The organism is Mesorhizobium sp. B2-4-7, assembly GCF_006442685.1.
GTDB lineage: Bacteria > Pseudomonadota > Alphaproteobacteria > Rhizobiales > Rhizobiaceae > Mesorhizobium.
This window is the reverse complement of sequence record NZ_VFVH01000018.1, coordinates 1-21,983: the sequence shown is the minus strand read 5'-3', so window position 1 is coordinate 21,983 and position 21,983 is coordinate 1. Positions and strand designations below refer to the sequence as shown.

At 63.2% G+C, this 21,983-nt stretch carries 28 protein-coding genes; 16 read left to right on the top strand and 12 right to left on the bottom strand.

The window, feature by feature from the left end:
- The first annotated feature begins 294 nt into the window (after nt 1-294).
- The 3 genes from ispG (at nt 295) to FJ946_RS30340 (ending at nt 3,277) form a co-directional block, all read left to right on the top strand.
- On the top strand, nt 295-1,545 hold the full coding sequence (ispG, locus tag FJ946_RS30350) for a flavodoxin-dependent (E)-4-hydroxy-3-methylbut-2-enyl-diphosphate synthase (protein ID WP_140517596.1): 1,251 nt from the start codon (nt 295-297) through the stop codon (nt 1,543-1,545).
- Nucleotides 1,546-1,550: 5 nt separating this feature from the next.
- Nucleotides 1,551-2,399, top strand: coding sequence for a lytic transglycosylase domain-containing protein (locus FJ946_RS30345; protein ID WP_140568182.1), 849 nt, complete (start codon nt 1,551-1,553; stop codon nt 2,397-2,399).
- A 65-nt stretch (nt 2,400-2,464) separates the two neighbouring features.
- Complete coding sequence (locus FJ946_RS30340; RefSeq protein WP_246673101.1) at nt 2,465-3,277, top strand: Stf0 family sulfotransferase; 813 nt, start codon at nt 2,465-2,467, stop codon at nt 3,275-3,277.
- Here FJ946_RS30340 and FJ946_RS30335 read toward each other — a convergent pair whose 3' ends face one another.
- The 5 genes from FJ946_RS30335 to FJ946_RS30315 form a co-directional block, all read right to left on the bottom strand.
- Nucleotides 3,278-5,617, bottom strand: a complete 2,340-nt coding sequence (locus tag FJ946_RS30335; protein ID WP_140500494.1) for a response regulator — start codon at nt 5,615-5,617, stop codon at nt 3,278-3,280.
- A gap of 177 nt (nt 5,618-5,794) precedes the next feature.
- A complete protein-coding gene (locus FJ946_RS30330) occupies nt 5,795-6,037 on the bottom strand; it encodes a hypothetical protein (protein WP_140568181.1) in 243 nt (80 codons plus the stop codon).
- Nucleotides 6,038-6,050: 13 nt separating this feature from the next.
- The gene (locus FJ946_RS30325) at nt 6,051-6,269 is read right to left on the bottom strand and encodes a hypothetical protein (RefSeq protein WP_140517598.1); all 219 of its coding nucleotides are present in this window, start codon (nt 6,267-6,269) and stop codon (nt 6,051-6,053) included.
- A gap of 206 nt (nt 6,270-6,475) precedes the next feature.
- Nucleotides 6,476-7,231 carry an SDR family oxidoreductase gene (locus FJ946_RS30320; protein ID WP_140500499.1) on the bottom strand — a complete coding sequence of 252 codons (756 nt, stop codon included), beginning with the start codon at nt 7,229-7,231 and terminating at the stop codon, nt 6,476-6,478.
- Nucleotides 7,232-7,300: 69 nt separating this feature from the next.
- Nucleotides 7,301-8,218, bottom strand: coding sequence for a polyprenyl synthetase family protein (locus FJ946_RS30315; RefSeq protein WP_140558867.1), 918 nt, complete (start codon nt 8,216-8,218; stop codon nt 7,301-7,303).
- Nucleotides 8,219-8,296: 78 nt separating this feature from the next.
- Between FJ946_RS30315 and FJ946_RS30310 the strand changes: the two genes are divergently transcribed.
- The 8 genes from FJ946_RS30310 to FJ946_RS30275 all read left to right on the top strand — a co-directional run bounded on the left by FJ946_RS30310 (nt 8,297) and on the right by FJ946_RS30275 (nt 14,083).
- Nucleotides 8,297-9,058 carry a transglycosylase domain-containing protein gene (locus FJ946_RS30310; RefSeq protein ID WP_140500502.1) on the top strand — a complete coding sequence of 254 codons (762 nt, stop codon included), beginning with the start codon at nt 8,297-8,299 and terminating at the stop codon, nt 9,056-9,058.
- Between the two features lie 142 nt (nt 9,059-9,200).
- The gene (gene rpmF, locus FJ946_RS30305) at nt 9,201-9,383 is read left to right on the top strand and encodes a 50S ribosomal protein L32 (RefSeq protein ID WP_008834724.1); all 183 of its coding nucleotides are present in this window, start codon (nt 9,201-9,203) and stop codon (nt 9,381-9,383) included.
- 346 nt (nt 9,384-9,729) lie between these two features.
- Complete coding sequence (locus FJ946_RS30300; RefSeq protein WP_140500504.1) at nt 9,730-10,224, top strand: Lrp/AsnC family transcriptional regulator; 495 nt, start codon at nt 9,730-9,732, stop codon at nt 10,222-10,224.
- 2 nt (nt 10,225-10,226) lie between these two features.
- Complete coding sequence (locus tag FJ946_RS30295; protein ID WP_140500505.1) at nt 10,227-11,084, top strand: transporter substrate-binding domain-containing protein; 858 nt, start codon at nt 10,227-10,229, stop codon at nt 11,082-11,084.
- Nucleotides 11,085-11,185: 101 nt separating this feature from the next.
- Complete coding sequence (locus FJ946_RS30290) at nt 11,186-11,845, top strand: amino acid ABC transporter permease (RefSeq protein ID WP_140568180.1); 660 nt, start codon at nt 11,186-11,188, stop codon at nt 11,843-11,845.
- Entirely contained in the window at nt 11,842-12,516 is a 675-nt protein-coding gene (locus tag FJ946_RS30285; RefSeq protein ID WP_181165382.1) for an amino acid ABC transporter permease, read from the top strand. The genes FJ946_RS30290 and FJ946_RS30285 overlap by 4 nt, the downstream gene beginning before the upstream one ends.
- 31 nt (nt 12,517-12,547) lie before the next feature.
- A complete protein-coding gene (locus tag FJ946_RS30280; protein ID WP_140568179.1) occupies nt 12,548-13,501 on the top strand; it encodes an agmatinase in 954 nt (317 codons plus the stop codon).
- A 180-nt stretch (nt 13,502-13,681) separates the two neighbouring features.
- Nucleotides 13,682-14,083, top strand: coding sequence for a hypothetical protein (locus FJ946_RS30275; protein WP_140500511.1), 402 nt, complete (start codon nt 13,682-13,684; stop codon nt 14,081-14,083).
- A 2-nt stretch (nt 14,084-14,085) separates the two neighbouring features.
- Here FJ946_RS30275 and FJ946_RS30270 read toward each other — a convergent pair whose 3' ends face one another.
- The 3 genes from FJ946_RS30270 to FJ946_RS30260 all read right to left on the bottom strand — a co-directional run bounded on the left by FJ946_RS30270 (nt 14,086) and on the right by FJ946_RS30260 (nt 15,538).
- A complete protein-coding gene (locus FJ946_RS30270) occupies nt 14,086-14,517 on the bottom strand; it encodes a heme-binding protein (protein ID WP_140568178.1) in 432 nt (143 codons plus the stop codon).
- A gap of 189 nt (nt 14,518-14,706) precedes the next feature.
- Entirely contained in the window at nt 14,707-14,940 is a 234-nt protein-coding gene (locus FJ946_RS30265; protein WP_140500515.1) for a hypothetical protein, read from the bottom strand.
- Nucleotides 14,941-15,016: 76 nt separating this feature from the next.
- On the bottom strand, nt 15,017-15,538 hold the full coding sequence (locus FJ946_RS30260; protein ID WP_140500517.1) for a helix-turn-helix domain-containing protein: 522 nt from the start codon (nt 15,536-15,538) through the stop codon (nt 15,017-15,019).
- 89 nt (nt 15,539-15,627) lie between these two features.
- Between FJ946_RS30260 and FJ946_RS30255 the strand changes: the two genes are divergently transcribed.
- Both FJ946_RS30255 and FJ946_RS30250 read left to right on the top strand, forming a co-directional pair.
- Nucleotides 15,628-16,512, top strand: a complete 885-nt coding sequence (locus tag FJ946_RS30255) for an alpha/beta hydrolase (protein ID WP_140568177.1) — start codon at nt 15,628-15,630, stop codon at nt 16,510-16,512.
- A 50-nt stretch (nt 16,513-16,562) separates the two neighbouring features.
- Nucleotides 16,563-17,219 (top strand): glutathione S-transferase family protein, encoded by a 657-nt coding sequence (locus FJ946_RS30250; protein ID WP_140517605.1) that lies wholly within the window; start codon nt 16,563-16,565, stop codon nt 17,217-17,219.
- 35 nt (nt 17,220-17,254) lie between these two features.
- Here FJ946_RS30250 and FJ946_RS30245 read toward each other — a convergent pair whose 3' ends face one another.
- The 3 genes from FJ946_RS30245 to FJ946_RS30235 form a co-directional block, all read right to left on the bottom strand.
- On the bottom strand, nt 17,255-17,518 hold the full coding sequence (locus tag FJ946_RS30245; RefSeq protein WP_140500522.1) for a metalloregulator ArsR/SmtB family transcription factor: 264 nt from the start codon (nt 17,516-17,518) through the stop codon (nt 17,255-17,257).
- A 31-nt stretch (nt 17,519-17,549) separates the two neighbouring features.
- Complete coding sequence (locus FJ946_RS30240) at nt 17,550-18,797, bottom strand: MFS transporter (protein WP_140500523.1); 1,248 nt, start codon at nt 18,795-18,797, stop codon at nt 17,550-17,552.
- A gap of 84 nt (nt 18,798-18,881) precedes the next feature.
- The gene (locus FJ946_RS30235) at nt 18,882-19,076 is read right to left on the bottom strand and encodes a DUF1192 domain-containing protein (protein ID WP_140500525.1); all 195 of its coding nucleotides are present in this window, start codon (nt 19,074-19,076) and stop codon (nt 18,882-18,884) included.
- Between the two features lie 121 nt (nt 19,077-19,197).
- Here FJ946_RS30235 and FJ946_RS30230 point away from each other — a divergent pair, with 121 nt between their 5' ends.
- The 3 genes from FJ946_RS30230 (at nt 19,198) to FJ946_RS30220 (ending at nt 21,561) form a co-directional block, all read left to right on the top strand.
- Nucleotides 19,198-20,208 (top strand): NAD(P)H-quinone oxidoreductase, encoded by a 1,011-nt coding sequence (locus tag FJ946_RS30230; protein WP_140500527.1) that lies wholly within the window; start codon nt 19,198-19,200, stop codon nt 20,206-20,208.
- A 195-nt stretch (nt 20,209-20,403) separates the two neighbouring features.
- Entirely contained in the window at nt 20,404-20,544 is a 141-nt protein-coding gene (locus tag FJ946_RS30225) for a DUF1127 domain-containing protein (RefSeq protein WP_140500528.1), read from the top strand.
- Nucleotides 20,545-20,868: 324 nt separating this feature from the next.
- Nucleotides 20,869-21,561 carry a DUF1013 domain-containing protein gene (locus FJ946_RS30220; protein WP_140517606.1) on the top strand — a complete coding sequence of 231 codons (693 nt, stop codon included), beginning with the start codon at nt 20,869-20,871 and terminating at the stop codon, nt 21,559-21,561.
- A 62-nt stretch (nt 21,562-21,623) separates the two neighbouring features.
- Here the strand turns inward: FJ946_RS30220 and FJ946_RS30215 are convergent.
- A partial coding sequence (locus tag FJ946_RS30215) for a WYL domain-containing protein (RefSeq protein WP_140517607.1) occupies nt 21,624-21,983 on the bottom strand: 360 nt, incomplete at its 5' end.

Genomic DNA, 21,983 nt, shown 5'->3' with positions numbered 1-21,983 from the left:
CGCTGCGTCGCTCTTCTCCTTGCTCCTCCCCGAAATGACGGACTCGTTCCGGGAAAGACAAAGCGATGGGGCCTGCCAATCGCCAGGTAGCCGATTGGCCGACGCAAGCGAGCGATAAAAGTCGGGCGCCGAGCAACCGGCGGCGGCATCGATTGCGGCCAGTGGCGACCTGTCGCCATTGACAAGCCATCTTTGCTCCTCCACCTCATGCCCGGACTTCAGCGCATCGGCCCGGAGCGCGCTTTTGTGCGTCCAAGTGGACGCGCGGCGCTCCAGAGATTAAAGGCTGCCGGCATGACCGGATATTATTCCTTTCCCTTCCCGCGCCGCACCTCGGTTGGCGTCGATGTGGGCGGCGTGGTGGTTGGCGGGGGTGCTCCCGTCGTCGTGCAGTCGATGACCAATACGGATACCGCCGATGTCGACCAGACGGTCGCCCAGGTCGCGGCGCTGCATCGCGCCGGCTCCGAGATCGTGCGCATCACCGTAGACCGCGATGAAAGCGCCGCCGCCGTGCCGCGCATCCGGGAGCGGCTGGCGCGGCTCGGTATCAACGTGCCCATCGTCGGCGACTTCCACTATATTGGTCACAAGCTCCTGGCCGATCATCCGGCCTGCGCCGAGGCGCTGGCCAAATACCGCATCAATCCCGGCAATGTCGGCTTCAAGGACAAGAAGGACCGGCAGTTCGCGGCAATCGTCGAGATGGCGATCAAACATGACAAGCCGGTGCGCATCGGCGTCAACTGGGGCTCGCTCGACCAGGAACTCCTGACCCGGCTGATGGACGACAACCAGGCCCGCGGCTTTCCGTTGACCGCACAGCAAGTGACGCGCGAGGCGATCGTGCAGTCGGCGATCCTCTCGGCCGAGATGGCCGAGGAGATCGGCCTTGGCCGCGACAAGATCATCCTCTCGGCCAAGGTCAGCGGCGTGCAGGACCTGATAGCCGTTTACACCGAGCTCGCCAGCCGTTCCGACCATGCGCTGCATCTCGGCCTCACCGAAGCCGGCATGGGCTCGAAAGGCATCGTCGCCTCATCCGCCGCCATGGGCATCCTGTTGCAGCAAGGCATCGGCGACACCATCCGCATATCGCTGACGCCGGAGCCGAACGGCGATCGCACGCGCGAGGTGCAGGTGTCGCAGGAATTGCTGCAGACCATGGGCTTCAGGCAATTCGTGCCGATCGTCGCCGCTTGCCCCGGCTGCGGCCGCACAACCTCGACCGTGTTCCAGGAACTGGCCCAGAACATCCAGGCCGATCTCAGGAAGAACATGCCGGCGTGGCGTGAGAAATACCCAGGGGTCGAGAACCTCAAGGTCGCCGTGATGGGCTGCATCGTCAACGGCCCGGGCGAGTCCAAACATGCCGATATCGGCATTTCGCTGCCAGGCACCGGCGAGACGCCGACGGCGCCCGTTTTCGTCGACGGCAAGAAGGCGGCGACGCTGCGCGGACCGTCGATCGCGCAGGATTTCGAAAAGATGGTCGCCGACTATATCGAACAACGATTTGGTCGCGGCAAGGCCGCGGCAGAGTAGGTCGAATGCTGCGCTTCCTCCCGGTTGCGCTGATCCTGCTGTGCGGGTGGCCTACCCTGGTCCAGGCCGATCCGCCGCAATCGGCCAAGCAGCGGCTGATCGACAAGGTCTGCAACCTGATCCAGGCCCATGCCGACCAGAACGGCCTGCCCAGGGATTTCTTCGCCCGGCTGATCTGGAAGGAAAGTCGGTTCGATCCCAACGCCGTCAGTCCGGTCGGCGCCGAAGGAATCGCCCAGTTCATGCCGGGGACCGCCAAGATGCGCGGGCTCGCCAATTCCTTCGACATCAACCAGGCGATCCCGGCCTCGGCGAAATACCTCGCCGAGATGAAGACCAGCTATGGCAATCTCGGCCTGGCGGCCGCCGCCTACAATGCCGGCGAAAACCGGGTCTCGCGCTGGCTGGGCTCGGGCGGCTTCCTGCCGATGGAAACCGAAAGCTATGTCTTCGACATCATGGGCGAGCCGGTCGATAAGTTCGCCGACCGCGCCTATGCCGGAAGCGTGCGACCGCTCGACGCGAAATCCGATTTCGTCGCGGCCTGCCGTAAGCTCCCGGTGATCATGTCGCGCACGGTGGCGATGGCTTCCATCAACATAAAGCCGTGGGGAATCCAGGTGGCCGGCAATTTCCGCCGCAGCGCCGCGATCAACCAGTGGCTCAGGGTGAGAGGCCGCTTCCCGGCCCTGCTAGGCGGGCATGATCCGGTGGTCAGCCGGGTGCGCACGCCGATCGGCCGGCGCGGCATCTACGCGGTCAGGATCGGGGTCGACGACCGTGCCGCCGCCGGCGCTATCTGCCAGAAACTGCAAAGTGTCGGCGGGGCATGCGTGGTGGTGCGCAACCGGTAGAGGGTGTGTCGTTGCGGGTGAAGGGGCGATAAAAAATGCCGGCCGCGGCTATAGGCGACCCTGGATTGGCCGGCATTGCCCTGCCTTCGACGAGCAATGAGGGCCGCAGGATGGTCGACGCATATATTATCTGCGGCACGCCCAGGACCGGAAGCACTTTGCTGTGCAAACTCCTGGCCTCCACGAAGGCGGCGGGCGATCCTCATTCGTTCTATCGGCGGCAGGACGTGCCCGAATGGGCCGAAGAGTGGGGGCTGCCCGGCCGCGACACGATGGGCGAACTCGAATTCAATGCCGCCTATCTCAATGCGGCCATCGCCGCCGGCAAGGATGGGACCGGTATTTTCGGCCTGCGCCTGATGCGAGAGAATCTGGATGAGCTTTCAGCGATACTCGACCGGATTTTCCCGGGGCTTGTCTCGGATAAAGCTCGTTTCGAGAGGGCGTTTGGCCGTGTTCTCTACATACATCTGTCACGCGAGGACAAGCTTGCGCAGGCCGTATCGCTGGTCAAGGCGCAGCAAACCGGCCTTTGGCATGTCGCTCCTGATGGAACCGAGCTGGAAAGGGTGGGGCCTCCCCGGGAACCTCAATATGATTTCGGGCGGATCAAGGATGAGGTTGCCGAGCTCGGAGCTTATGACGCTGCCTGGAACATGTGGTTCGCGGAGCAAGAGGTAATCCCGCTGCGGATCGGCTATGAGCGCCTGTCGAGCGATCCGGTTGCAATGTTGGCGTCCGTTTGCGACGCCTTGGGGGTTCAGGCACCGGATGCTGGGGATATAAGACCCGGCGTCGCAAGGCTTGCCGACGAGACAAGCCTCAACTGGATGCGCCGTTATCATCTGGATGCGGCGTCCGAGGCGTCGACGGTATAGCTATGCCGTCTTCGCCACCACCGTTTCGCTGAGCCAGGTGCCGATCTTGGCGCCGAGGCGGTCGGGTGAAACCGGCTTCGGCAGATAGTCGTCCATGCCGGCTTCGATGCACTTGTCGCGGTCGCCCTTCAGCGCATGCGCGGTGACGCCGATGATCGGAATGTGGCTGCCATCCGAGGCCTCCGTCGCCCGGATGGCGCGGGTCGCCTCGTAACCGTTCATCTCCGGCATGGAGACGTCCATCAGGATCAGCCTCGGGCGCAACGAGCGGTACATCTCGACCGCCGTGCGGCCGTTGCCGGCTATACGATAGCTCAAGCCCAACCCGTTGAGAATCTGGCCGAACACCAGCTGGTTCACCTCGTTGTCCTCGGCGATGAGGATGTCGATCGGACCATTCGGCGCGACCGTCGGTTCCGGCACGGGGACGGCTGGCATTGCCGGGCCGCGGATGACGGTAAAGGCGGGCGGCGCCGCCTGCGGCAGCGCCGGTACGGGTTCGCGAACGAACTGCGCCCTGCCGACCTGCGAGCGGGCTTTCTGGACGACCGAGATGACGGTGCCGAGCAGGACCGCGGAGCGCGCCGGCTTGGTCAGGTGCGCGGCAATGCCGAAATCAATGATCATCTTGCCGAAATCGACCTGGTCGACCGAGGTCAGGAGCACGACCGGTATGGCCGACAGCCGGCTGTCGGCGGCGATGGCTTTCGCGACATCGGCGCCGTTCATACCGGGCATCTGGTAATCGAGGATGATGCAATCGACGGCGGCCCCCAGCTGGCAGGCGCGGTCGAGGAAAGCCAAGCCGACCGCACCGCTTTCGGCGGCGGCGCAGTCGAAGCTCCAGCTCCTGAGCTGTTCGAGCAGGATCTCGCGGTTGACCGGATTGTCGTCGATGACCAGAACGCGGGCGCCGGTGACGTCGACCGGCACGATCTCGTCGCGAGCCTCGGCACGATGCACGGGCAGGGGCACCGCGAACCAGAATACGGAGCCGCGGCCGATCTCGCTCTCGACGCCAATCTTGCCGGCCATCAGGTCGACGAGGCGGGCGGCGATGGCGAGACCAAGGCCGGTGCCCTCGTGACGGCGGGTCGAGGAGCCGTCGACCTGGGCGAATTTTTCGAACACGTTCTGCAACTTTTCGGCCGGGATGCCGATGCCGGTGTCCTCGACGCGCAACTTGAGCTGGACGACGTCATTGACGGTTTCGCCGCCGACGTCGATCAGCACATGGCCCTTCTCGGTGAACTTCACCGCGTTGCCGAGCAGGTTGGTGACAATCTGGCGGAACCGCCCGGCGTCGCCGACGACGTAGGCCGGCAGGCGCGGGTCGACGCGCACGATCAGTTCGAGGTTCTTTTCGGCGACATGGGCGGAGACGAGCGTGGCCACATCCTCGACCGCCTCGGCAAGGCGGAACGGCGCCGGGTCGAGCGTGAGCTGGCCGGCATTGATCTTGGAGAAATCGAGGATGTCGTTGATGATGGTGAGCAGCGCATTGCCGGATTTGACGATGACGTCGGTGAAGGTCTTCTGGCGCGCGGTCAGCTCAGTCTTGGCCAGCAGCTCGGCCATGCCGAGCACGCCGTTCATCGGCGTGCGGATTTCGTGGCTCATATTGGCGAGGAATTCCGATTTGGCGCGGTCGGCCGCCTCGGCCTTGAACAGCGACTCGGCGGATTCGGCGAAGGCGCGGCGGATGGCTTGCTCCATCGGCCGGAAGATCCAGAAAGCGGCGATGGAGAGCACCGCGAACAGCAATCCGCTCGCCCACAGCAGCAGCCGGTCACTGGAGGCATCGGCCAAATGGCGCTCGTCGTCCATGGCGGTGCGGACGCGGACCAGCATCGGCTGGGCAAACAGGTCGTTCTGGTTGCGGATTTCGCGATAGCTCCACTCATCGACCTTCTGCGCCACCGACATCAGGTTGAAGTTTCGAATCATGTCGCGCGGAGACCAGAAAAGGTCGCCATTGACCGAAGCGGATTCGAGCTCGTTGATCGTCTTTGTCGACAGGCGTGGACGCAATGCGGCGATCTGGGTCGCAAGCGTCCCAATCTCGCTGGTCAGGCGTTCCGAATGGCCGCGCGCCGACGCGGTCAGCGCATCGCGCGTCTCCGCTCGCCAGGCGGTTCCCGTCGTCTCGGCGAAGCTGGTCGCGTTGCGCAGATCGCGGGTAAAGATGACAAGGTTGCTGCTCAGGGCATCGATCTGGTGGCGGAAGGAATTGACGCGATCAAGTGCGAGCATGATCGCCAGCGAAGCCAACGCGAAGATCAGCAATCCTGAGAGATAACGGCTCCGGATGGACCGTATGAAGGAAGAATATTCCGGCATGCGCAACCCCAACACATACGCATTATTTTAACGGTCGGGATTACGCTTGATTTACATTAAGATTTCGTTCTGGCGACCGAGAATTTCGGATTCCCGCAGCCTCCCATGTAGCCTGCCGGCTGCGCCGAGATGAAGGGCCGCGCCACTTCAAGGGACGGTCAAGCTTCGGATATTATTTCAATCCGAGGGCCGTTTGTGATGCCGGGATTCCTGGTTCGAGCCGCGAAGCATTTCACGGTCATCGGCATCGACCAGATCGACGTCGCCGCCCCTGAGCGACTGGCCCTGCTGGCGAGCCGTTCTTTCCTGCTTCGACCGCTTCAGTTCGTCCTCGGCGTTGAAATTCTTGTCCGCATTCTTGGTGTTCACCCGCTCCTCGATGATTTGCACCTGCTGTTCGTGGGTCTTCTTGCCGGTCATGGGATATATCCCTCTATTTGTTCGTCCGGCCGGTCTGGTCGGGGTTCACACCGCCTTGCGGGGTGGTGTCGTTCTCGACATCGCCCCGAAAAGTATTTTCGCCATCGAGTTCCTCGTCGTCGTCAAGAATGTCGCCACCCTTGATGGTGCCTTTGGATGCGCCGATGCCGGGATCGTTGCGCAAGTCGCGATCGCTTGGCCTCGGCTGTTTGCGATGCTTGTTGTCGTTCATGGGTTGCCTCCTGCTTCTGGTCCCGAACGTCGCGACGGGTGCAATTGTTCCCGAAACGCAAGGTCCCAAACGCTCTGGCCGGGAGTGAGACCACCGCAGCCGCGTATCTTCGAACAGCGGAATGCTGCCACGAGTGATGTCAGCTCCGCGTCAACCGGTTATCGATCGGGCAGCATTTGGCGCGCCTGCCTGTTCGGCGCGGCGGATCAGATCGACGCTGTGATGCCGCCGTCCACATAGAGAATATGGCCGTTTACGAAAGAGGAGGCCTCGCTGGCCAGGAAGACGCAGGCGCCGACCAGTTCCTCGACCTTTCCCCAGCGGCCGGCTGGCGTGCGCTTTTCCAGCCAGGTGCTGAACGCAGGGTCGGCGACAAGGGCAGCGTTGAGCGGCGTATCGAAATAGCCGGGTGCAACGGCATTGCATTGCAGGCCATGTTTGGCCCAATCCGTAGCCATGCCCTTGGTCAGGTTGCCGACCGCGCCTTTCGTCGCCGTGTAGGGCGCGATGCCCGGACGGGCGAGCGCGGTCTGCACGCTGGCGATGTTGATGATCTTGCCGCGGCCGCGCCTGATCATATGGCGCGCCACGGCCTGGCCGACATGGAAGACGCTGGCGACGTTGGTCTGCAGCAGGCGCTCGAACGCATCGGCGGGAAACTCCTCGAGCGGCGCGCGGAATTGCATGCCGGCATTGTTCACCAAAATGTCGATCGCTCCGCCGTCCAGTTCGAAACCGTCGACCGCCGAGCGAACCGCTTCATGATCGGTAGCATCGAAGGCCAGCTTTTCCGCTCCGGGAATCTGCCTGATCGCGGTGGCGAGCCTTGCCTCGTCACGGCCGTTGAGGATCACCCTGGCGCCGGCTTCGGCCAAACCCTTGGCCAAGGCGAAGCCTATGCCTTGCGAGGAGCCGGTTACGAGGGCGGTGCGCCCGCTGAGATCGAACAATTTGGTCGACATCGAACCTGATCCTCCCGATTGGCCCGTTAAACAGAAACCTTCACGCCAAGCCTCGGGGTCTGCCCGATCTCAATTGTTGCGCGTCGCCACGAAGGTCGCGGCTGCCTTCAGCAGGCCGGCCTGCTCGCCATAGGGTTCGAGCAGCGCATGCGCCTGATGGACAAGGCCATGCAACTGGGCGCGTGCCCATGCCTCCCCGTGCAGCGCCACCAGCGTTGCCTTGCCGGCGGCGGCGTCCTTGCCCGTCGCCTTGCCCATCTGTGCGGCATCCGCGGTCAAATCGAGAAGATCGTCGGCAAGCTGGAAGGCAAGCCCGATCGCCGAGCCGAACTCGGCCAGTCTTTCGCGATCCCCGGCAGGCACGCCGGCGACGACCGCGCCCGCCTCGCAGGCAAAGCGGATCAGCGCACCGGTCTTCATCGCCTGCAGCCGGATGATCCCGGCCTCGTCCGGGGCGATGCGCTCGGCCTCGAGGTCCAGCGTCTGGCCGCCGACCATGCCGCCGGCCCCGGCGGCGCGGGCGAGCGCCAGCACAAGGGCGGCCCGCCGCTCCGCCGGCAGCGCCGTAGTCTCGTCGGCGAGGATGTCGAAGGCAAGCGTCAGCAGGGCGTCGCCGGCGAGGATGGCAGTCGCCTCGTCGAAGGCCCTGTGCACGGTAGGCTGGCCGCGGCGCAGATCGTCGTCGTCCATCGCCGGCAGGTCGTCATGGATCAGCGAATAGCAGTGCACGCATTCCAGTGCGGCCGCCACGCGCAGTGCCGCTTCGCCGTCGGCGGAAAACAGGGCCGCGCTTTCCATCACCAGAAAGGGGCGCAGGCGCTTACCGCCGTTGAGCACGCCGTGCCGCATCGCCGCCATAAGGCGCTCGGGCCGCGCGATCTCGCCCGTGAGCGCGCGGTCGTCGAGCAATCGCCGCAGCAACGTCTCGACGGCGGCGGCCCGTGCGACGAGCGCCGTTTCGAACGCCATTTCATCGTCATTCGTCATGGCCCGGACCGGTAGCCGACACTCAGACGTTGCGCAAGAAGACAAGCGCCATTATGCCGGGGGAGGGAGAGACACGGGTTGGGCGACTTGGCGGAACCGATCGTCGATCATGAAACCGAAAAGCTGGACATGGCGACGAGATCCCGTGGCGTGAACCGTCGTGCTCTCAAACGCTGGGTCCGGCGCGGTATCGTCGTGGCTGCCGTGCTGGCGCTTATCCCTACGGTGCTGACCTTTCTCTATCTGCCGTCTTTCGTGCATCCGGTGTCGACGCTGATGCTGAAGGATCTTGCCACCTTCTCCGGCTATGACCGCCGCTGGGTGTCGATCGACGACGTGGCACCGGTGCTGGCCAATTCGGTGATCATGTCGGAGGACGGACAGTTCTGTTTCCATCGCGGCGTCGACCTCGGCGAATTGCGGGGTGTCGTCGACGACGCGCTGGCCGGCGAGGGGACGCGCGGCGCCTCGACCATCACCATGCAGACGGTGAAGAACCTGTTTTTGTGGTCTCGTCCGCTGGGCACGGTTCGTAAAGTGGTCGAGTTGCCGCTGGCCGTGTATCTCGACGCGGTGATGTCGAAGCGGCGCATCATGGAAATCTACCTCAACATCGCCGAGTGGGGGCCGGGCATATACGGCATCGAGGCGGCGGCGCGGCACCATTTCGGTATTTCGGCAAAACAGCTGTCGCGCCGTCAGGCCGCGCTGCTTGCCGTCAGCTTGCCAAATCCGATCGCCCGCAACCCGGCCAAGCCCGGGCCGGGGCTAAGGAGGCTGGCCAACCTGATCGAGCGGCGCGCCGGCCGATCCGGCGCTTATGTCGGCTGCCTCCAGTAGCCGACATAAAAAAATTCGCGGGCAGCGCTGGCCAAAACGGCACCGGGCGTGTATAGGCACCCGACTTTCTCAGATTCCGGCCCCTGACACGGCCCTTTCACGAGGGCGGGCGGGGCTTTTGACCATGTAGTGGAGCATATCCATGGCCGTTCCAAAACGAAAAACCTCTCCGTCCAAGCGCGGCATGCGCCGCTCGGCAGACGCCCTCAAGGCCCCGACCTATGTCGAGGACAAGAACTCCGGCGAAATGCGCCGCCCGCACCATATCGACCTGAAGACCGGCATGTATCGCGGCCGCCAGGTGCTGACGCCCAAGGAAAGCTGAGACCAGCTTTCCTGATGTTTGAGCTAAAAAGACCGGCCGCTGGCCGGTCTTTTTGCGTCTGGCGGGACCGACGACCGACAGCGTAGCTGCGTCTCCAGGCCTTGATCTCCGATCGGCCCGGACGCCGCCTCATCGTGCATCCTCGAGGCATGGCCGATTGCATACCGCACATCGCCTTCGACTCGGTCGACACGACTTTTCCCAATGATCGAACCGTGAGCCCGATGCGCGGCAATCGCCGGAGGCAGCGTCGCTGGTGTTTTTCGTAATCTGTGGGATTGCCATAGACGGTTTCTTATGCGATTTTTGAATTTATAGTCGGAAATCGACACAGATTGGGAATTCGATGTGGGATTTCGTCAGCACAAGTGATCTCGACGATACCGAGCAGGCCGTCCTTTCCCAACTCAAAGTCGATGGGCGGATGTCGAGTGTGGATATCGCCAAGCGCATCGGCGTCACCGAAGCGACGGTGCGGCGGAAAATGGCCCGTGTGCTCGAGGACCCGGATATCTGCATCCAGGCGGTCGTGCGCCCTTTGCGCAGCGATGTCGGCATTGCGGCCATTGTCGGGCTCGACGTCGACCGCGAGCACATCATCAGCGTTGCTCGAAAACTGTCGGAATACTCGTTCGTCGACAGCGTTTACGCCATGACCGGGCCGTTCGACATCATCATCCAGCTCACTTTGCCATCCACGACCAGCCTGCACGATTTCCTCGTCAGTGAACTGGCCAACGTTCCCGGGATCAAGGATTCCGAGAGCTACATGATCGGTCGCGTCTTCAAGCATAGCGGCCGGGCTTACCAGCACAGCAAAACCGAAGAAAAAAGAGGGTAACAATGGGTGAGTTTCTTTCCGCTTCGCGCCGCCGCGTCCTGACCCTTCTTGCCGCCGCTCCGCTCCTCCTGCCGTTCACTGCCACCGCCCATGCCAATGGGCTGGTCGACCAAATCAAGCAGCGCGGCACCATCCTTGTCGGAACCGAGGCCGCGTTCGAGCCGTTCGAATTCGTCCGCGACGGCCAGATCGTCGGCTATAACAAGGACATTCTCGACTATGTGGTCAGCCAGCTCGGCGTGAAGCTCGACCAGCTCAACCTGCCTTTCCAAGGCTTGCTGCCAGGGCTGCTGGCCAAGAAGTTCGACCTGATGGCGACCTCGACCGGCATCAACGCCGAGCGGGCGGCGAAATACGCCTACACGCGGCCAACCGGTTCGTTCGAGAACGTCGTCGTCGTGCGCGTCGACGAGGAGCGCATCAAGAAGCCGGAGGACATCAACGGCATGGTGGTGGCCACGCAACTCGCCTCCTCCGTGCAGCCCATCATCGAGGCCTATGACAAGGAGCTCAAGGATAAAGGCGGCAAGGGTGTCGGCGAGATGAAGCTGTTCACCTCCTTCCCCGAGACCCATGTCGCTCTGGCCTCCGGCCAGGTCGACGCCATCGTCATCGCCTCGCCTTCGGCGGCCGTTCTGATGAAGAACGTTCCCGATACCTACAAGGTCGTCGGCTCGATCGGCGAATTCTCCTATCTCTCCTGGGTGGTGCGGCCGGAGGACAAGGATCTGCGCGCCTTCATCAACGCCAAAATCGGCGACTTGAAGGACAGCGGCAAGCTGAAGGAGCTTCAGCTCAAATGGTTCGGGTTCGAGATGAAGACGCCCGACGAGGGTTATCTGCCGCCTGGCGCGCTCTAAGCCCCCAACCAGGCGCCCGGCGCTGCCGGACCGGTGGTTCCAGTCATTGGACGCGCCGGTCTCGGATGGCCCGGACGTCCAGGGATCATTCGAGCTGAAAAATGTTCCATTTTTCAAAGACGCTGACCTTCCTGCCGGAATTCCTGGCCGGCGCCGGCATCACGCTGAGCGTCTCGGCGCTGGGGTTTCTGGTGGGCACATTGATCGGCTTCGGCCTGCTCGCATGTGGCAGGTCGCGCTGGCGCGTGATCCGCTGGATCGGCGCGGTCTACACCAGCTTCATCCGAGGCACGCCGCTGATCGTGCAGATCTTCATGGTCTACTACGTGCTGCCGGGCCTCGTCGGTATCGACCTGCCGCCGCTCCTGGCCGGCGTGCTGGCGCTCAGCTTCAACAGCGCGGCCTTCGTCGCCGAAATCCTGCGCGCCGGGCTGACGCGCATTCCCGCCGGCCAGTACGAGGCGGCCAAGGCGCTCGGGCTGAAGCCTGCCGTGACCTGGTTCAAGGTCATCCTGCCGCAGCTCTTCCGCGCCATTATCCCACCGATGGTCAACGAGTTCACCATGCTGGTGAAGGCATCCTCGATCCTGTCGGTGATCGCGGTGGTGGAACTGACCCGCACCGCGCAGAACATCATGAACGTCACCTACCGGCCGGTCGAGGCCTTCTGCATCGCGGCGGTGCTGTATTTCGTCGTGCTGCTCTCATGCAGCGTGCTGACCAAGCGCCTGGAACGCAAGGCGCAAGGCGTACGCGCATGAACTTCGATTTTTCCGTCATAGCGGACAACTGGCACATACTCGCCAAGGGCTTCGGCAACACGGCGCTGATGTGCGCTGTCGCACTGCCGTTCGGCTTCGCGCTCGGTACCGTGCTGGCGCTGATCCGGCTGCGCGGCGGACGGGTGCCGACGGCGATCGTCTCGGCCTATGTCGAAATATTCCGCAATATCCCGTTCCTGATCCAGATCTTCCTTTTGTTCTACGCCTTGCCGATGTTCGGTGTCAGGCTCTCGCCCGTGGTCGTGTCGATCGGGGCGCTGTCGGCCTACGCCAGCGCCTATTCCGCCGAGATCATCAGGGGCGCGATCCAGTCGATTTCGTACGGCCAGGTCGAGGCCGGCTACGCGCTGGGACTGCGCTACCTGACCATCTTCCGCAAGATCCTGGTGCCGCAGGTGCTCGGCTACATCCTGCCCGCGGCCACCAATCTCACCATCACGCTGATCAAGGAATCGGCGATCCTGTCGGCGATCACCGTGCCGGAACTCACCTACATGGCCCAGAATATCATTGGCCGCACATTCTCGCCGGTGGAGATCTTCACCGCCATCGCATTGCTGTACTGGGGGCTGACGGCCTTCGTGGCAGCGATCTCGCGCAGCCTGGAGCATAGGCTGCAGCCCCATCTCGCAGCCCGCCGTGGCGCCTGATCCAAAAAAGCTTCAACGCAGAGGAGACCCCATGTCCAAACTCACCACCGCGCCGCGCGACGTCTTCCAGACATTCATGAACTTTCCGCTGGTCGATGACCTCGACACGCTGAAGGCCGATGTCGCCATCATCGGCATGCCCTATGGCGATCCCTACACGATCGACGAGCTGATCAACGACCAGACCAATGCGCCGACCGCGGTGCGGCGCGCCTCGCAGCGGATCAGCCAGGCGCTCGACCGCTATGATTTCGACATCGGTGGGCCAGTCTTCGACGGCAAGGACATCAAGGTGGTAGACGTCGGCGATGTTCCCGGCGCGGCGGCCGATCATGTCGGGCACTACGGCAGAGCCGAAGCGGCGATCCGCAAGATCCGCGCCGCGGGCGCACTGCCGATCACAATCGGCGGCGACCACGGCATTCCGATCCCGATCTTCCGGGCGCTTGACGGCGAGGGTCCGATCACGCTGGTTCAGCTCGATGCCCATCTCGACTGGCGTGACAACGTCAACGGGGTCAAGGAGGGCTATTCCAGCACCATCCGCCGGGCCTCAGAAATGACGCATATCAAGGACATTTTCCAAGTCGGCGTTCGCGGCCAGGGCAGCGCGCGCATCGAGGAGGTCGAGGCCGCCCGCGCCTATGGCGCCAACATCATCACCACCAATGAATGGCAGGACATCGGCACCGCGGCGCTCCTGAAGCGAATTCCCGACGGCGGCCGCTACTATCTCACCATCGATGCCGACGGCCTCGATCCGGCGGTGATGCCGGCGGTCGAGGGGCCACAGCCGGGCGGCGTCAGCTACCGGCAGACGATTGAACTCATCAAGGGGCTGGTCGGCAAAGGAAAGCTGGTCGGCATGGATATCGTCGAGATCGCGCCGGCGCGCGATGTCAACGAGATCACCTCGATGACGGCCGGCCATATCATCCTCAACGTCATCGGCGCGGCCGTGCGCGCCGGCTACTTCAAGCGCTGATCGCGAGCGGGGTGCGCGGTCACGCATCCCGCGGCTCGATTTCTAAGATGTCGGCCGGACAACCGGCTGACATCGTTGTTGCATTCGGTCTTCTAGCGTGTTTGGGGCGTGCTGCGAAAATTCTTGACGGCGTGCCGGTGGCGCACTCTACAAAGGGGTGCCCCCAAATGGAGACGCCAGATGTTCGGTGCCGTCCCGCTGCTGATCGTGCCCTTTGTCCTCTACAATCTCGGGCTGCTCGGAATATTCGGCAGCGGTGACGATCCCTGGGCAAGCGAGGTCTTTTCCGTCGGCATGATGTCCGGCGGGGTGTTCTCGATGACGCTCGGCGACCTTATGGTGCTGATCGGGCTCATCTTCCTCTTCGTCGAGATCGTGAAATCGGCGCGCACTACGAACGCCTCGATCATGGACCATCTGTTGTCGACGCTGGTCTTCGTGGCCTTCCTGGTCGAGTTCCTGCTGGTCAAGGGCGCCGCGCACTCGGTCTTCTTCACGCTGATGATCATCGCGCTGTTCGACGTGCTCGCCGGCTTCTCGGTGTCGATGCGGTCGGCGAGCAGGGATATCAACCTGAATTAACCTCAGCCCGGATCGGCGGTGAAGCCGGCGGCCTCGATGCCGGCGATGGCGGCGGCTTCGTCATTGTCCGAGCTGTCGCCCGAAATACCGACCGCGCCTATGATGCTGCCTGCCTTGTCGCGGATCAGCACGCCGCCCATGACCGGCAACACGCGTCCGCCCGAGACGTCGGAGATGCCGGTCATGAGATGCGGGCGCTCCTTGGCGAAGGCCTCGACGCGGCGCGAGCCCATGCCGATGGCGAGCGCGCCATAGGCCTTGCCGGCCGACATTTGCGGGCGCAGGAACGAGGCGCCGTCCTGGCGCTGGAAGGCGACGAGATGGCCGCCGGCGTCGAGCACCGAGACGCCGAGCGGCCTGAGCTTGAGCTCCGCGCCCTTGGTGAAGGCGGCATCGATGATCTCGAGGGCTTTGTCGAGCGGCAGTGCGGTCATGGCGATCTCCTGTTTGAACGGATAGTCATCGGCAGCCAGCCGGACGAGGCAATCCAGGTTCCGGTTGAAATTGCTTCGTGGAAAGCGGGGTGAACGCGCCGATCCGGATCGCGCCTATGCCGCGATCCACCAAATGCGATCAATGGCCACCGGCTCAGGGCCGGCAACGAAGCAACCGGGAGCGGCGTGCTACTTCTTCTTGGCGCGGGCGGGCTTCTTGGCGGGCACTGCCGGCGCGTTGGCAAGGTCTTCGGCTTCCTTGGCCAGCCGCAGCGCCCGCAGCTTGTCGGTCTTGACCTTGCGGGCATCGCTCTCGGCGACATACTCGGCCATCGCCTTCTGTCGGACCGTGGCCGCTTCCTCCTGCTTCTTGAAGCGCAGATCGGCGCGCGCGCGGGCAGTATCCCTAGAGTTCTCAACCAAGAGTCTGTTCCAATCTCGTGACGTGATTTTCGGCCTCTTGTAGCAGAGCCGGCCATTCAACGGGGAAAATAGTTGGTCACGCGGCCGGGTTGGCGCCGAGAGCCTTGCTGGCGAGCACGGCCTCATAGGCGGCCTGCAGGGTCGCGCGTACAGAGGGGCCGGACGCTGCATCGAGGGGCGTGCCGAGATGCTCGTGGCGCAACTCATCCATGAATTTCTCCCATAGCGGCGGCCCGCCCTTTTCCAGAAGCTCGGCCCGGATCGACAATTCCTCGCTGACCGGCAGCCAGACGCGGCCCCAGGCGCCGAGATGGGCCAGGATCGGCACCAGGGTGATCGCCATTTCGGTCAGGCTGTAGATCGCCTTCTGCTTGTGCGAAGGATCGTCGGCCTTGGTCAGCATGCCCAGATCCATCAGCCGCTTCAGCCGGTCGGCCAGTATGTTGGAAGCAATGCCTTCCATCGACCCGTTGAGCAACTCGCGAAAATGGCGCCTGCCGCCAAAAATCATGTCGCGAAGGATGATCAGGCTCCAGCGGTCGCCGAACACTTCCAGCGAAAGATTGATCGGGCAACCCGAGCGGCGATCGATGTTCATTCGACTTCTCCAAAACCGGTTGCATTATTGTATCGGTTTTATTATGGTGCAACCGATTGCAAAATGCAAGCAGATGAGGAGGCGACGCGATGACGAAGACTGGACGCCCCACTATCATATCCGAAGCCTTTGGCGACCCCGCCGACCCCGCTCTGCTGCTGATCATGGGAGCGATGGCCTCAATGCTGTGGTGGCCGGAGGCGTTTTGCCGGAAACTCGCCGCCGCGGGACTGTTCGTAATCCGCTATGATAATCGAGATACCGGCCGCTCGACCAAATATCCGCCGGGAGAGCCGCCCTACACGTTCGACGACATGGCCGACGATGCGATCGGCGTTCTCGACAGCCACGGCCTCGACAAGGCGCATATCGCCGGCATGTCGATGGGCGGCATGATCACGCAGCTCGTGGTGCTCAAGCATCCGTCCCGCGTCGCGTCGCTGACCGTGATCAGCAGCTCGCCGATGGGAGTGGACACCTCGAACCTGCCGCAGACCAGCGATGCCTATATCAAACATTCGGCTGAAGGCGCGCACATTGACTGGTCGGATCGCCGCCAGGTCATGGACTTCATGATCAAAGATGCCAAGGCGATCGCCAGCACAGCGCATCCCTTCGACGAGGGCCGCATGAGAGCCTTCATCGAGCGGGACTATGATCGCTCCGGCGGCCTGCTCAGCGCGACCAATCATTTCCTGCTCAAGGGCGATAGTGATCGATGGAGGGGCCGACTGCACGAGATGAACGCGCCGCTGCTGGTAATCCATGGTACGGCCGATCCCATCTTTCCGGTCGAGCATGGCGAAGCGCTGGCCGGGGCGGTCGCCGGCGCGAAACTCCTCCGGGTTGAAGGCGGTGGCCACGAACTGCATTCGGACGATTGGGATGTGATCGTCACCGGCATCGTTGCTCATATCCGGGCCGATTGGCACTCAAAGCGCGGTCCTGACGCCACAAGTTTGGGCAATAGTTAAGTAAACATTTCGGTACTAGACGACGTGAACCCCGAGACAGGTGAGCAAAAATGTCCCTGACGCTTCACTATCATCCGCTGGCCTCGTTTTGCTGGAAGCCGCTGATCGCGCTCTACGAGAACGGCACGCCGTTCGCGTCCGTCATCGTCGATCTCGGCGACGAGCAGTCGCGAGCGGCCTTCCTGAAGATAGCGCCCTGGGGCAAGATGCCCGCTTTGCGTGACGATGCGCGCGACCGCACCGTGCTGGAGTCGACCCTCGTCATCGAGTATCTGGCCGCGCACTATCCCGGACCGGTCGACCTCGTCCCCGCCGATATCGACCTCGCAATCGCGGTTCGCCAGGCCGATCGCTTTTACGATCTCTATGTGCAGGAACCGATGCAGAAGATCGTCGGGGACCGGCTGCGCCCGGAACGTAGGACCGATCCGTTCGGCGTCGAACAGGCGCGCGACCAGTTGCGCAATTCCTATGCGATCATCGAGCAGGAGATGGCGTCGAGGAACTGGGCTGTGGGCGACGCCTTCACCATGGCCGATTGCGCGGCCTCGCCGGCCCTGTTCTACGCCAACAAGGTCGAGCCATTCGGCGACAGATATCCTGCCGTGAGTCGCTACCATGACCGGCTGTTGCAGCGGCCGGCCTTCGCCCAGGTGATTGAGGAGGCGCAGCCCTATTTCAAGCTCTTCCCCTATAATGATGGCTGATCGTGGTGCGTGACCGGTCGTTTGAACAGGAACGATCAAGTCTCCCAAAATTGGTCGAGCCAGATGTTGAGTTTCAGGAAGCCGGCATTGCTCACCGTATAGACGCGCCGCGTGCCTTCGGCCTTGGCGTGGACAAGGCCGGCATCGAGCAACACCTTCAGATGCTGCGATACGGCCGGACGTGAGACCGGCAGCCCGGCTGCCAGTTGATTGACGGTTTTGGGACCGCGTCGAAGTTCTTCCAGGAGATGGCGCCGGTTGGGATCGGCGATCGCCATGAAGGCGTCGGAAAGCATCATGCCTCATTTGTGGGGCAAAGTTCTTCGAATCTCAACCGTTTGCTTCTGCTTTTCTTCGTGGGTCAAGCCGCAATGCTTCCGGCGTCACCGAACGGTCGGCGGGCTGCGTCTTGAAGGCGTCGCGGTCCTCGATCGGCACCGGCGCGCGGCGGCTGATGCGCAGCAGCGTGTAGCCTGCCAGGGAAAGATGCGCGAAGGCGGTCGCCAGAAACAGGCCCTCCGGACGCATCCAGCCCATCAGGGCGGCCGCCAGCAAGGGTCCGATCATGGTGCCGAAGCCATAGAGCAGCAGCAGGCCGCCCGAAACCTTGACGAAGTCCTCGGCACTGGCGTGGTCGTTGGCATGCGCCACGGCGATCGAATAGAGCGTATAGGCGAAAGCACCGTAGGCGGCGGTGAAGACGATGACGAAGACGCCGGAGCGCGGCTCGAACAGGAAGATCAAGAGCGCGAACAGCGCAGCGCCGAAAGCGGCACCCGCCAGCACGAAGCGCCGGTCGGTCTTGTCGGAGAAACGCCCGGCCGGAAGCTGCATGGCGGCACCCGCCACCACCACCAGGCTCATCATCAAGGCGATCTCAGCGGTGGAGATGCCGATGCGGGCGCCATAGACGGCGCCAAGCGTGCCCCATGCGCCGTTGGCGATGCCGATGAGGACGCAAGCGATGGCCGAGACCGGCGAGTTGGCGTAGAGCCCCTTGACGTCGAGCTTGACGTCCTGGAGCGGCTTGGGGTGCGAGGCGGTCGATACCGCGGTCGGGATCAGTGACAGGCAGAACAGGATGCCGGTGATCATGAAGAGTGAGGCCGATTTCACGTCGCCGCCGGCGACGATCATCTGCCCGCCCATGATCGAGGCATAGGTGACCATCATATAGAGGCCGAAAACGGTGCCGCGATTCTCGTTGGTGGCCTTTTCGTTCAGCCAGCTTTCGATGACCATGAAGGCGCCGGCCATGGTGAAGCCGGTGAAGGCGCGCAACAGGATCCAGACATATTCGTCGATGACCAGTCCGGTGAGCAGCGCAACGATGGCGCCGGACGCGGCGAAGGCGCCGAAGGCGCGCACGTGGCCGGCACGGCGCACGATACGTGGTGCAAAGAAGCAGCCGGTGACGAAGCCGCCGGCCCAGGCTGTGCCCATCAGGCCAAGCGATGCGGTGGAGAAGCCTTCCACCTGGCCGCGCAGCGGCAACAGCAAGCCGTGCAATCCCGACGCCGCCAAGAGGAATGCGGTGCCCCGAAGCAGCGAAAGGATCGGTCTGTAGGCTGCGAGCATTTTTTGATCCGGCTGAAATCGAGGAGAGACGCAGAGTCTGAAGACAGTCGCATTCGGGCTTTTCGGAGGCGGGTCTTTTCGGCCTTATCCGCGGCGGAACAGCGCCTCGGCCGCGGATTTGGTGCTGTCCTTCGACTTGAGTTCAGCCTCCAACCGGGCGATCTCGTCACGCAGGATGCCGATCCGTTCCGACAACTCGCCGACGGAGAGCAGCGACAGGTCCTGCCCGATCTCGTGCGGACGCGCCTTCTTCTTGGGTTCGTCGTCGAAGATCGCCATTTGTGCTCCTCCTCCGCCATACCGATTGGCCATTTGCCTGATTTGCCAATGAGCATACATAGGGCAGGGGCGTCGATGCAAACAGCCGGCAAGAATGCGGCGAGGAAAGACGGGAGATTTCATGGCGAGCGGATCTAAAATTCCGGCAAGGATGACGGCCATCGCGATCTCCGAGCCGGGTGGGCCCAGGGTGCTGAAACCGGAGACGCGCGATGTGCCTGTGCCCGGTCCCGGCGAGATATTGATCAAGGTGCGCGCCGCCGGCGTCAACAGGCCCGACGTGCAGCAGCGGAAGGGCGCCTATCCGCCGCCGCCCGGTGCGTCGGACCTGCCGGGCCTGGAGGCGTCGGGCGAAGTGGCCGCGCTCGGCGACGAAATCTCTCGCTGGCGCCTTGGCGAGCGCGTCTGCGCGCTCACCCCCGGCGGCGGCTATGCCGAATATGTCAAGGTTCATGCCGGCAGCGTGCTGCCGCTGCCGGCCGGTTTCACCCACACGGAAGCGGCGGCCGTGCCGGAAAACTATTTCACCGTCTGGCACAATGTGTTCGAGCGCGGCGGCTTGAAGAAAGGCGAAACGCTGCTGGTTCATGGCGGCTCTTCGGGTATCGGCACAACGGCGATCCAGCTTGCATCGGCCTTCGGTGCCCATGTCATCACTACGGCCGGCAACAAGGAGAAATGCGATGCCTGCCTGAAGCTCGGAGCCGACCGGGCGATCAACTACCGCGAGGAGGATTTCGTCGCGGCGGTCAAGGAAGCGACGGGCGGCAAGGGTGCCGACGTCATCCTCGACATGGTCGGCGGCGACTATGTGGCGCGCAACTACGAGGCCGCGGCGGTCGAGGGCCGGATCGTCCAGATCGCCCTGCAAGGCGGCGCGGTGGCGAGCGCCGATTTCTCGAAAATCATGGTCAAGCGGCTTGTTCATACCGGTTCGACACTGAGGCCGCGCACCGTCGAGTTCAAGGCGGCGCTGGCAGCCGCGCTCGAAGCGCAGGTGTGGCCGTTGCTCGGCACGCGCCGGATCGCGCCCGTCATGGACATGATCTTCCCGCTTGCCGATGCCTGGCGGGCGCATGAGCGTATGGAGGAAGGCGATCATATCGGCAAGATCGTGCTCGACGTCGGCTGACGGCAACATTGCCGATGCCCGGCTGGCCGAGGCGGGCTCATACCCGCGACCCGGCCCCTGCCTGCAAGCTGAACAAAAGCTTAATGGTGCAATGCAGCATTTGCATCATTGCTATGCAAAATCAGCCATTCAAGTGCCGCTCGATGATGACTATTTGAGCATCATCGAAACGAACACCCCATTTGGAGGACTGACATGAACCCGATCCGCGCTTTCCGTAACTGGCGTATGTACAACGAGACCGTGCGCGAACTGAACCGCCTCAACGCGCGCCAGCTCAGCGATCTCGGCATCAACCGCGCCGACATCGAAAAGATCGCCCGCCAGGCGATCTGACTTCAAGAACCGCCCCGCCGCAAGGCGGGGTCGCAAAGCAGAGCCGCCGCAGACGCTTGCTCGTCGCCGGTTCCGAACCCGCCGGACCTGTCCGGCGGGTTTTGTCTTTCTGGACCCCAAACATATTCGCGGCACCATTTTCATGCCGCCCGTGATTGATCTGCCCCGGTGTGGTTGCCAGATCGACGGGCGTTCCCAAAAACGCCTTCCCAAAAACATTGCGGAACCGCCGGAGAGCGGTTATATAACCTGCGAATTTCCCATTTTGGTGGCTCTAAACCACCGCCCGCGCGGGAACGCGGGCGAACGAGAAGGATTTTTAAAATGGCCAATACGCTGCTGATGCCAAAGGCGACCGCTGTCTGGCTGGTCGACAACACCGCGCTTTCCTTCGAGCAGATAGCACAGTTCTGCGGGCTGCATCCGCTCGAGGTCAAGGCGATCGCCGACGGCGAATCGGCGCAAGGCATCAAGGGCATGGATCCGATCATGACCGGCCAGTTGACCCGCGACGAGATCGCGCGTGCCGAGAAGGATCCGAACCAGCGGTTGAAGCTTTCGGACCCCAAGGTGCGGGTGCCGGAATCCAAGCGCAAGGGGCCGCGCTACACCCCGCTGTCGAAGCGTCAGGACCGACCGAACGCCATTCTCTGGTTGGTGCGCAACCATCCCGAATTGAAGGACGCGCAGATCTCGCGCCTCGTCGGCACCACCAAGTCCACGATCGAGCAGATCCGCGAGCGCAAGCACTGGAACTCTGCCAACCTGCAGCCGATGGACCCGGTGACGCTCGGTCTCGCCTCGCAGATCGATCTTGACATGGAAGTCAACCGCGCATCGCGCGGCCGCGAGCAGGCACAGCCGGTCGGCGACACATTGCTGCCGGCGGCGCTGACCGAGCGCCTGGTTCCGGCTCCCGAAAAGCCGAAGGACGAGGATGCCGAACTCGACGCCAACGCCGTGTTCGCCAAGCTCTCGGCTCTGAAGTCGAAGGACAGGGATAACGACGAGGAGTAGAATTCTCGCGAACTCGACCGAAAAGCCCGCTTCGAGCGGGCTTTTTTACGGGTTGGGAGACCTCAGCTTCGCGCCGCACGGTCCGGCGCCATGCCGTAATCCTCGCTGCGTTCCACCGCCCGGTAAAAATCGGCGAGCTGCTTGCCGCGCTCCGGCTTGAAGACGCGGCCTGCGATGACCACCGAGGCGATGCGATCGATGCGGAAGGCGCGGAAATCGTCGCGCATCTCGCACCAGGCGACCAGCGTCCACACCTTGCCCCAGAACCAAAGGCCCAAGGGCCTGATGTCGCGGGCGGTGCCGCGGCCGGCTTCGTCCGAATAGTCGATGGTCAGCACCTGGCGCTTCTCGATGGCGCGCTCGATCAGGTCGATCGCCTCGCGCGCGGCATCGCTCACCACCCACATCGGCGTGTGGATCTC